Here is a 10033-nt window from a genome sequence, read left to right as displayed (position 1 = left end):
ACCGCGACGCCGCGCAGATCACCCGCGACCGGGCCACCGCCCGCGCCGTCGCCCTCGCCGCCCGCCTCGCGGAGCGCACGCCTGCCCAACGGCAAGGCTGGCGCGGCCGTCGGCTCACCCGGCGGCTATCGAAGGCAGTCGGCCGGGCCTCCGTCGGCACCGACCCACAGCAGCGCGTGCAACTGCTCGACCAGCTCGCCGCCCGCCGGCACGCTCTCGCGCTCGCCACGGTCCCGCTCCCCTCCCCCTGGTCCCCGAACCACGACAACGTGACGACCCCCACGGTCCCCTCGCTGAAGGCCCAGAATGCGTCGGTCCCCAAGGACGGTCCCCAGCTTGTTACCGAACTGATCGGGGACCGGGGACCGCGCAAGGAGAGGGGACCGGTCCCCGGAACCTGGGACCACGACGCGGGGACCGAGGAACGTGATGCGGGGACCGAAACGGGGACCGAGCCCGTCAGGCAAGAGCCCAACCAGTGGCACGAAGGTAGCGCGGGGACCGGCTGCCTTTCGGTCGAAGTACCTGCTCAGGCCCAGGGATCGCACCGGGGACCGACCAGCACCGGACCGGGGACCGAACCCACCGGGGACCGGGGACCGACCAGCACCGGACCGGGGACCGAACCCACCGGGGACCGGGGACCGACCAGCACCGGACCGGGGACCGAACCCACCGGGGACCGGGGACACAAGGTCCCCCTCCCGAGGAAACCGACCGCGAAAGCCAGGGGCAAGCGCAACGGTCAGTCCCGCAGCCCGCAGCCAGACCGCCCACCGCGCGAGCTGGAGCAGTCCGTAGACCAGCTCGCCCAGCAAGTCCGCCCCCACGTCCCGGCCCTACTCGCCCGCGACGGCAACGAAGCGGTCACCCGTGTCCAACTGCGGGAGATCCTCCGCCGCGAGGGCCTGACGGGCGGCCGAAACGATCGACTGAGCCTCGTCCTGCAGCACCTGCGGAACGACGACACCGCGAAGACCAGGAGCACCGCCCGATGAAGACGTGCCACCAGTTCAAGACCGTGCAGGCGGAGTACGAGCGGGAGATCGGCTTCATGATCGCCCATTCCGCGCGGCACAAGGGTAGGCCGGCGGCGAAGTCCAGCGCGCAGCAGGCCGTATCGACGAAGGCACGGATGGCCCGGGCACTCAGCAGCCACGTCGGACGCTGCCCCGAGTGCGGATGAACCGGCGAAGCGGCAGCTCAATACCCCTGTCCACCCGGCTGGCCCGGCCTTGTGCCGGGCCAGCGCCCCGTTCCGGAGGCACGTCGTGATCCCGCGTCCTACGCGCCCATCCGCACCCACGTCCGCCGAGGCCGGCACCTGGGCGGACGTCCTGGTCCGCCGACGGCTCCTGCACACAGCCGTCCTCGCCCCGACCGGCCAATGGCTCGTCCAACACCGCCCCGACGGACCCGTCCGCGTCCTCGCAGGGCCGGCGGCCGTCATCGACCTGGTCGCGACCATCCAGCACCGCATCCACTCCACGAGGCCCGCATCCCGATGACGAACCCGCCCCAGAGCGACTCCACACCCGAACCTGCCCAGGACCTCAACTCGGTCCCAGGGCGAGCAAGATGGAGGTTCGGACACTCCCCCGAGGGGGGAGCCTCCGAACCAGTCCCCGCCCCTGGGGTGGCGGGGCCCGACCGGCACCAGGGGGCGCCGGTCGGGAAGGCTGCGACCGAGGGCGGATCGCAGCCAGGAACCGCCCCCCAGGGGCGGCGCCAGGGAAGAGCCCGCCCGCGCGACACGAAGCAGCGCCGCGCGCACAGCGTCCGCCTGAACCCGTCCGAGCACGCCCTCATCCAGGCCGGCGCAGACACCGTCGGCATGAGTGTGGCCGGCTTCCTCGCCTACTGCGGGCTGGCCATGGCCCGCGACCAGTCCCGTACTGCCGTCGCCATCGCCACCGAGCGCGAGGTGCTGACCGAACTGTTCGCGATGCGGCGGCAGCTCGGCTGGGCCGGCAGCAACCTCAACCAGGCCGCCAAGGTCCTCAACTCCGGCAGCGACGTACCCCATCTGACGCAAGTGATCGCGGACATCCACCGGGCAGCCGACGCGGTGCGGACCGCCGCGAACAGGGTGGCCAACCAGCAGAAGGGCGAGGCGCCTTGATTCCTCAGATCCACAAACAGGGGAGCACCACCCTGGGGCTGCTGCACTACCTCTACGGCAAGGGCACCCACGAGGAACATATCGACCCGCACCTCGTTGCCTCCTTCGACGGCATGTCCCCCGACCCCGGTCGGGATGCCACGGTGACGAAGAAGGACCTTCAGGAACTACTCGATCAGCCCCTGCACCTCCTGCCCGCGGACCAGCGTCCCGACAAGCACGTGTGGCACTGCTCGGTGCGCGCCGCACCCGACGACCCGACCCTGACCGACGAGCAATGGGCGGACATCGCCCGTCGCATCGTCGCCGCCACAGGGATCGACCCCCGCGACGGCGCGGGCTGCCGCTGGGCTGCTGTACGTCACGCTGACGACCACATCCACATCGTCGCCACCCTCGTACGCGAAGACGGCCGCCGGCCCGACCACCACCGCTCCGGCCAACGGGCCCAGGCCGAAGCCCGCCTCATCGAAAAGGAACTCGGCCTCCACCGCGTCGCGCCCGGCGACGGCACCGCCGCACAACGTCCGACCAGCGCGGAACGCCATAAGGCCAAGCGTCAGGGCCGCGAGCGCACCGCGCGCGAAGAGCTGCGCGAGACGGTACGGCGCGCGGTGGCCGGCGCCACGAGCGAGGACGAGTTCTTCGACCGGCTGGCCGCCGCCGGTCTGCTGATCCGCAAACGCGTCGCCCCGTCCGGCGACCTCCTCGGCTACAAGGTGGCCCTGCCCGACGACCGCAACAAGGACGACGAGCCCGTGTTCTACCCCGGCGTGCGCCTCGCCCCGGACCTGTCCCTGCCCCGCATTCGGGAGCGTTGGTCCGCCGACCATCCCGAGCAGGCACCATCAGATAATCCCGGCCGCCCGGCACCGGGCAGTCCGGCTGGCGCGCGTCGGCGGACCGCTTCGGCCGCCTGGATCGCAGTGCTGATCGTCGAGCGCGGCGATGACGCGGTCGCCGCCGCGTACATCGCGGCGGCCGGTGAGGTCCTGGACGCGCTCGCGACGACCTCCGCCGCCCACACCCGCCGTGACCTGCGCGACGCCGCCTCCGCATTTGAACGCGCCTCGCGCTCCCATGTCCGGGCCGAGCGTGGCCACGACCGGGCCCTGCGGCGGGCTGCCAGGGACCTCGTGCACGGCGGCCCGGCGCTCGGCCGGGGCGAAGACGGCGCGACGACCGCCATGGCTATCGACATGCTGTTCTTCCTCATCACCGCCACCGTGCACTGGCACGCCAAGAAGGGGCACGCCCAGCAGGCCGCCGCTGCCCGCCAGGCCGCCGAGCACCTGCGCTCCGCCTACCGAACCGCCGCTGTCCAACCCCTCGGAGCCCTATATCAGCGCGGCCGAACCTTGAACCGTCCCCTGCTCCAGCGGCAGGCAGTGATGCTGCGCGAGGCGCTTCCGGAGTTGGCCGAGCAGGTCCTCGCCGAGCCGGGCTGGCCCGCCCTCGCCGCCACCCTCACCGACGTCAAAGCCGCTGGCCACGACCCGGCCGCCCTCCTCGCCGACGCCGCGCAGCGGCGAGAGCTTGGCACGGCGGAGTCCGTCAGCGAAGTTTTGGTGTGGCGGTTGCGCCGGACCGCAGGTCTGCCCGCCGACACCAGCGACCAGGTCAACCAGCGCCCGGGAACGGGCCCCGTGCCGCAGCCGGCGCGATACGGCACGGCGGATCGGCTCGGGCCTTCGCGCCCGCGACCGTGACTGTGAACTCTGTGAGTTGAAGCTGTCCGGGACCTGGGGCACGATCATGACGCGTGCAGGACGAGATGAGGGAGGACGTCAGGTGTTTGACCGGATACGACGCCGGGCCGCGGAGCCCAGCGAGATGCAGCGCCAGTTCTTCGCGCAGGTGGCGCGGCTGCCGGCGCAGATACCGACGGAGGTCGAGCGGATGCGGGCCGAGCCGACGGCCGTGGTAGACGACTTCCTTCCGCCGGAGCTGCGCGTGCCGACCAACGACCAGCTCGGTGGCCGGATGACGTCCTGGCAGCAGCCGCTCGTCTTCGACGGCGAACTGGTGGCCTGCGCCGAGTGCGGCGTGTACCGGGGCTGGGTCATCCTCTCGACCCGCGACCAGATCTGGCTGCGCTGCCCAGCGGGCCACCAGCAGCTTGAGACGCGTCTCGACACCGCCTGGTACAACCGGCACACCGGCCCCGCGGACAGCACGCACGCCACGTTCGAGGACTGCCTGCGCCACCTCGGCCACTGACCCCCTCCCCTACAACCCGCCGGGCCCACGGGCCCGCACTGGCCACCCATCGCCTAGCACCAAGGGGTCAGTCCACCATGCGCGTTTGCGTCGCCACCGCCCTCTGCCTCACCGCCGTAAGCGTCCTCGCGCTGCCCGCCTGCTCCGCCGAAACCACCAAGGCCAACGGCAGCCCCGCGTCCTCCTCTCGTGCCGGGAAGCCAGCCAGCGCCGACCAGGACGCCGCGCCGATGTCGTCGGCCGCACTGGACAAGCGCCTACTGAATGAGAGCGACCTCGGCAGCGGCTACCTGCGTAAGCCGGAGAGTCCCTCCCAGCACGACGACGTCACCATCGTCGGCTGCCCCGCCCTGAACAAGTTGGGTGGCGATGCGGCAACCGGCGGCTCGCTCGATTTCCCCCGCCAGGCGAAGGCCACCTTCGCCTACGCCGGCGGCGTCTCCTCGGAGATTTCCGAGGAGCTCTACAGCAACACCGCCGCAGACCTGTCCGACGGCTTCCGTCAGATCTTCAACGCCATGACCGGATGCCCCACCTATCAGGTCATCGCAGGCAGCACGAAGATCAACATAGCCTCTCAGAAGATGACCGCACCTCAGCTCGGCGACGAGCAGTGGAGCCAGCGCCTGACGTTCTCCGTCGGTGGGCGGGACACCGTGACGAAGCAGACCGCGATCCGTGACGGCAACGTGCTGCTGGTCTTCTCCGGCTCGCCGGCCCTCGTTGACCGTCACCTCGACAAGGCCCTCGCCAAGGCGGCAGCAACCCGCTGAACCCCACTCAGCACTGCCCCCCGACCGCGACGGTCGGGGGGCAGCAGCCCTTGAGCCCGCGAACGGGTAGCGCAGAGAAGTAAGAAGCCCGGCCTTCCCATCGGGGAGGCCGGGCTGTGTACGTCGGATCGAAGGGACCGCAGACCGCTAACTGGCCGGCGCCCGCAGGAGTCGCTCCCTGGTGCTCTCCGGCAGCACCCGCCGCAGGACCGGTGCGGTCGAGCTGAGGGAGGAAGCGAAGGCGCTGACAAGGTCGTGGGGCGCGCTGGCGCTGAAGGATGCCGACCACAGGCACGGTGCACCGAGCGTGGGCTCGGCCCATGCCTGCCATCCGGGCCGGCCCACCTCGTCGGCTGCGACCGTCAGGGCGCGCGGGTCGGCGTCCTGGATGAGGGGCGGCACCTCGCCGAGGCTAAGGTGCGAGTTGAACGTGGGATCCGTCGCTCCCGCGTGGGGGTGGTCGATGTCCCGGATCCACCCATGCGCGGTGACGGCGTCGAGGACCAGCTCGGTGCCGCCGAGCGGGATGACGGGCTGGTCGCGGGCATCGAGCGCAATGAGGAAGTCGGCCAGGGTCTCCCCGGGGACGTCGGGGGTGAAGTAGGCCGACCACTGCGCGAGCGGGGTGCTGGCGTCCGGGCGAGCGGAGACCTGCCAGGCGATCGGCAGATCCCCCAGATAGAACGGCTCATCCGCCAGGACCCATTGGGCCCAGCGCAGAGTGTCGGGGCTGATGAACAGGACCGTGCTGCGCAGGACCTGCCGGTCCTCTGGCGCCTCGTCCAGCTCACGCCGTCCGCGCACGATCGTCAGGCTCGTCCAGCCGAGGTCGGCGAGCGTGTCGGCGACAGCGTCGAAAGGACGCCCGTCGTCGCCGGCCAGGTGCCGGGGACCCACCCAATACACGGGCTGGGCACCGGAAGGGATGAACGGGTCGAGCGGGTACTCCGGGTGCAGGAGCGCCTCCAAAGGCTAGGTGCGGTTCTACTTACCGCCGGCGCTGCGGCGGGGGCGACGCGGGGGCGCCTGGACTGGCCCCTGCCAGGTCAGAGCGACGGCGACCTCGGGCGGCAGATGACCAAGCTGCGTGTCGGCATCCCGCCCTTCAGCGAGGTAGACGACAGGCCGACCGGTCTCGTCCACGGACGACACGACCTGCGCGAGGCGGTGCGCCATCGGGAAGAACGGGTTCATCGCCAGCCGGACCGGAAGGTCCCGTTCGCAGGCGGACAAAAGGTCGATGAGATCGCCGACGGTCATCTCCGTGTGCGTCACGAACAGCCTCCTGATGTGGGGAAAGCGGTGAGTGGTGGAATTGTCATACCGACAGCAGCCGGAAGGCCCGCCTCGGACATCCAATTCGAGCCTCCGGCGTTGGACACGCCGCGATGTCGTCAGGACGCACGCCATGGCCGAGGCAACGATCTCGGTCCAGCCGAGTGGAAACTAGCCGAGGCATAAGCGGCCATCCTTGCTGCTGACGCGTGTCCCCGGTCGTCCACGATTAGGCGCATCTCGGAGGAGATTTGGTCCAGGACGGGCACGGGCAGGGCCGGGCCGAACTCCCCTCACGTCGTGGGGCTTCGGCGGTGGTGGTGGGGAATCCGGGACCAACGGGAGCCACGGTCACGAGCAATCGATGCTCTGACCTGGCGCTTCTTGCAAGTTGATCTAGGTTGACATGCCCCTGCCCGCGTTGGCCAGTCTTTCGGGACTCTTTCCTGTCTGCCTCCGGCGAACTGCTGGCCTTCGCCATCCAGTCCAGGCGTTTGACAGCGAACCCAGGCGCAGGGCCATTCGTTAGACAGACCGTCCTGGTCGAGACCGGCTGGGACGGTGGAACCCTCGTCAAGCACCGCCGGCCCAGCTTTGCACTGCGCACTTTAGGATCGTCAGGTCACGGAGAGAACCATCAGGTGGGAGGGCGCGGCCTTGCGTTTCGCGGTAATCAACGATGTCTATCGCTGGGACGACGGGCACGCCGAATGGGATGGCAGCGTCGATGCCCTGCTCGTCCGGGATGCATGGGACGACTTCGGGTACCGCACCATGTTCACATTGCGCGTCGGCACGAGTGGCGGATGGACCGATGTCGGCACGGTGAAGATCGGCCATGCGTCGATGGACAGCGACGAACGGAACAGCGTCCCTATGCCGGAGCGCTTCAGCCGGTTGGATGCGTCCTACTTCTCCGTGGGCCAGGACGAGAGTTACTACAACACGCTGCGCGAGATAGCCGGCCCAGTGCGTGAGGAGGTGCTTGACGCGCTCCGGGACATCGCTTTCGATGACCACGCTTTCGGTATCGCGTTGGACCACGATGTGACCCGGACGTCGCTGCTGCGCTTCGTGAAGATGTCCACCGTGCGCGGTCAACTGCAGCGCATCGCCCGCGGTGGAGTGCGGCGGGTGAGCTTCGACATCGCCTACGAGCCGCCGCTGCCGCCGGAGACGGAACCCGTGCGCTTCCGGTTCCAGGTCGAGCCCGGCTCCCACCCGGCCAGCAACGTCCACGCCCTGACCGGACGCAACGGCGTTGGCAAGTCGTACGTCCTGTCCCATCTGGCTCGCGCCGTCGCCGCAGTCGAGCCGCAGCCGCGGGCGCTCGGGCAGGTCATCGAGTACGACCGCGAAGGCCGCTCCTTCGCCAACCTGGTGACCGTCTCGTTCAGCGCCTTCGACGACTTCCCCCTCGTCCAGGGCGACGAGATGTTCGTGGCCTCCTACGTGGGCCTGCGTGTCCAGGGCTCACGGTCGCCGAGGTTCAAGACCCCAGGCGGTCTACGGAAGGACTTCGCCCAGGGTATGAAGGCGTGCTTGACGCGCGAGCGCAGTGCCCTGTGGATCAAGGCGCTGCGAATCCTTGACTATCCGGGCAGCGGGCTGCTGCAGGACGGGTGGCTGGAGAATTTCGAGAACACCGTCAGCGTGCGCAGCCGAGAGAACAAGGCACGGCGGCTGTTCCGGGGGCTCAGTGCTGGCCACCGGATCGTTCTGCTCACCATGACCCGGCTGATCGAGCACGTCGACGAGCGGACCCTGGTCATCATCGACGAGCCGGAGACCCACCTTCATCCGCCCCTGCTCGCCGCGTTCATGCGGGCCCTGTCCGAGCTGCTGTCCGACCGCAACGGGCTTGCCATCGTGGCCACGCATTCGCCAGTGGTGCTCCAGGAGATTCCGGCCTATTGCGTCTGGAAGCTGTGGCGTTATGGCGATCAGCTGGGCGCCGCGCAGCCCCGCATCGAGACCTACGGGGAGAATGTGGGTGTCCTGACCCACGAAGTCTTCGGTCTGGAGCTCACCGAGGCTGGCTTCCTTCACGAGCTGCGTCGCCTCGTTGAGGCTGGCTACACGTACGACGACGTCCTGGGCCACTTCCGCGGACGGTTGGGCGGTGAGGCGCAATTGGTGCTCAGTGCCTTGATCGGCCATCGCGACGAAGTGGAGGAACAGATCTGATGCAGCATCTGGACCCGCCGGCATTCGATGCCCGTGACGTGTACACCACGTGCATTGCCAACGCCCGGTTCAGAACTAGAAAGCGGCTGGAAGCGTTCACTGATGACGTGGCCGACGCGGCTGAGGTCTACGAGGGAGCCGCTCGCGGCCAGGCCCTGCACACCCTCACCGGTCTCGCGGCCCAGCCCCACGCTCTCGCCAACCGCAAGGTTCTGGAGGGCGTGTATACCGATCGCATGGTCAGGGAGCGTTCCCCGGGCCGTCGTATCTATGAGGCGCTCAGGGGCACGACCGACGATGAAGGCCGCCGGCGGGAGAACCGGTGCCCCCTGTGCGGGGAGGGCCTGGTCACGACGCTGGACCACCATCTCCCCAAGAGCCACTACCCGCTCCTGAGCGTGGTCCCGGTCAACCTCGTTCCCGCCTGCGGCGACTGCAACAAGATCAAGCTCGACACGATCCCCAGCAGCGCTGGCGACCAGACTCTGCACCCCTACTTCGACGACTTCTCCCACTACGCCTGGCTCCGCGCCCGAATTCGGAGGCCGCGGGGCAGCGAGAAGCTGTCCGTGAAGTTCTTCGTCGCCCCCCACCCTGAATGGGATGCCACGCTCACCGCCCGGCTGGGCAGCCATTTGAAAGTGTTCGACCTGGATTTCCGCTACAGCCTCCTGGTCAGCAGCCACATCGCGGCCACCAACCACGAACTCATGATCATGCCTAGCAAGTACATCGCGCCCATGCTGGCGCGCAGAGCTGAGGGTTGGCGCTGCCGGGGCAACCCCAACACTATGGGGTGTGCCCTGTTCAAGGCCCTGGCCGCCGACGAGTGGTACGTCAACGGCGGCTGGGGCGACCCGAGCCCAGGGGTGAACCTCGACTACCCGGAAGGGAACCTCGACTGATCAGGTTTCGGTCGCCGATGCCTCGAAGGCTGATTCGAAGGCATGCCACAGGCTCCGAGACGACACGATCCTCTGGCCACGGAGGCGATGTATAGCCTCGAGACCAACAGGACACAGCCCAGCCGCGTAGAGCGGATACGCGGCAGGCCCCCGGGGGTCCCGGGGGCCTGCAGATCGAGGGATGACTGTCGGTTAGCTGCTCTCGCCGTTGTCGTCCGGCGCAGGCTCGGCCGACTTGCGGCGGCGGGCAGCGATCAGGGCGCCGCCACCAGCGGCGACGAGGAGTCCGCCGGCGCCGAGTATCCACCCAGTGGCATCGGCGCCGGTGTGCGCGAGGGACCCTCCCGGCGCCTTCGGCGTTCCTTCCGTGGCCATGGTTGCGTTCGGGAATGGTGAGGGCTCAGCAGCCGACGGGGCGGAGTCGGCGGGTGCGGTGGACGGGCTGCCGGAGGGCCCATCGGTCGGCTTGTCCGTAGGCGGGGACGGGGTGGTGGTGGGCTTGTCGGTGGGGTCGGGCTTTGGGGTGGTTGTGGTCTTGGAGTTAGTGACGG

The 10033-nt window shown here is 69.3% G+C and carries 11 protein-coding genes and 1 pseudogene; 9 read left to right on the top strand and 3 right to left on the bottom strand.

What is annotated here, in order from left to right; translation table 11 throughout:
- The 7 genes and pseudogenes from O3W51_RS45890 to O3W51_RS45860 all read left to right on the top strand — a co-directional run.
- Positions 1–998: pseudogene (locus tag O3W51_RS45890) on the top strand (hypothetical protein); the annotation flags it as partial.
- A complete protein-coding gene (locus tag O3W51_RS45885) occupies positions 995–1186 on the top strand; it encodes a hypothetical protein (RefSeq protein WP_269289899.1) in 192 nt (63 codons plus the stop codon). The pseudogene O3W51_RS45890 and the gene O3W51_RS45885, both read left to right, overlap by 4 nt.
- A gap of 85 nt (positions 1187–1271) precedes the next feature.
- Complete coding sequence (locus O3W51_RS45880; protein WP_269289898.1) at positions 1272–1508, top strand: hypothetical protein; 237 nt, start codon at positions 1272–1274, stop codon at positions 1506–1508.
- Between the two features lie 128 nt (positions 1509–1636).
- Positions 1637–2122 carry a plasmid mobilization protein gene (locus O3W51_RS45875; protein WP_269289896.1) on the top strand — a complete coding sequence of 162 codons (486 nt, stop codon included), beginning with the start codon at positions 1637–1639 and terminating at the stop codon, positions 2120–2122.
- Positions 2119–3831 (top strand): relaxase/mobilization nuclease domain-containing protein, encoded by a 1713-nt coding sequence (locus tag O3W51_RS45870; RefSeq protein ID WP_269289894.1) that lies wholly within the window; start codon positions 2119–2121, stop codon positions 3829–3831. Before O3W51_RS45875 ends, O3W51_RS45870 begins: the two co-directional genes overlap by 4 nt.
- A gap of 82 nt (positions 3832–3913) precedes the next feature.
- Positions 3914–4342, top strand: coding sequence for a hypothetical protein (locus O3W51_RS45865; protein ID WP_269289893.1), 429 nt, complete (start codon positions 3914–3916; stop codon positions 4340–4342).
- Between the two features lie 77 nt (positions 4343–4419).
- Positions 4420–5115 carry a hypothetical protein gene (locus tag O3W51_RS45860; RefSeq protein WP_269289891.1) on the top strand — a complete coding sequence of 232 codons (696 nt, stop codon included), beginning with the start codon at positions 4420–4422 and terminating at the stop codon, positions 5113–5115.
- A 147-nt stretch (positions 5116–5262) separates the two neighbouring features.
- Here O3W51_RS45860 and O3W51_RS45855 read toward each other — a convergent pair whose 3' ends face one another.
- Together O3W51_RS45855 and O3W51_RS45850 are read right to left on the bottom strand one after the other, a co-directional pair.
- The gene (locus O3W51_RS45855; RefSeq protein ID WP_269289889.1) at positions 5263–6084 is read right to left on the bottom strand and encodes a DUF317 domain-containing protein; all 822 of its coding nucleotides are present in this window, start codon (positions 6082–6084) and stop codon (positions 5263–5265) included.
- Between the two features lie 15 nt (positions 6085–6099).
- Positions 6100–6390: a hypothetical protein gene (locus O3W51_RS45850; protein ID WP_269289887.1), complete on the bottom strand. Its 291-nt coding sequence runs from the start codon at positions 6388–6390 to the stop codon at positions 6100–6102.
- A gap of 657 nt (positions 6391–7047) precedes the next feature.
- Here O3W51_RS45850 and O3W51_RS45845 point away from each other — a divergent pair.
- Together O3W51_RS45845 and O3W51_RS45840 are read left to right on the top strand one after the other, a co-directional pair.
- On the top strand, positions 7048–8577 hold the full coding sequence (locus tag O3W51_RS45845; RefSeq protein ID WP_269289885.1) for an AAA family ATPase: 1530 nt from the start codon (positions 7048–7050) through the stop codon (positions 8575–8577).
- A complete protein-coding gene (locus O3W51_RS45840) occupies positions 8577–9482 on the top strand; it encodes an HNH endonuclease (RefSeq protein ID WP_269289883.1) in 906 nt (301 codons plus the stop codon). The genes O3W51_RS45845 and O3W51_RS45840 overlap by 1 nt, the downstream gene beginning before the upstream one ends.
- A 192-nt stretch (positions 9483–9674) precedes the next feature.
- On the opposite strand, the gene O3W51_RS45835 is transcribed toward O3W51_RS45840, so the two are convergent.
- The coding region (locus O3W51_RS45835) for an LPXTG cell wall anchor domain-containing protein (RefSeq protein ID WP_269289881.1) at positions 9675–10033 on the bottom strand (359 nt) is incomplete at its 5' end.

Source organism: Streptomyces sp. H39-C1 (assembly GCF_027158125.1).
Lineage (GTDB): Bacteria > Actinomycetota > Actinomycetes > Streptomycetales > Streptomycetaceae > Actinacidiphila > Actinacidiphila fildesensis.
This window is presented reverse-complemented; position numbering and strand designations above follow the sequence as displayed.

What these genes read in the sequence shown, in the direction of transcription:
- O3W51_RS45885 (WP_269289899.1), top strand. Translation starts at nt 995, where the DNA reads ATGAAGACGTGCCACCAGTTCAAGACCGTGCAGGCGGAGTACGAGCGG.
- O3W51_RS45860 (WP_269289891.1), top strand. Translation starts at nt 4,420, where the DNA reads ATGCGCGTTTGCGTCGCCACCGCCCTCTGCCTCACCGCCGTAAGCGTC.
- O3W51_RS45840 (WP_269289883.1), top strand. Translation starts at nt 8,577, where the DNA reads ATGCAGCATCTGGACCCGCCGGCATTCGATGCCCGTGACGTGTACACC.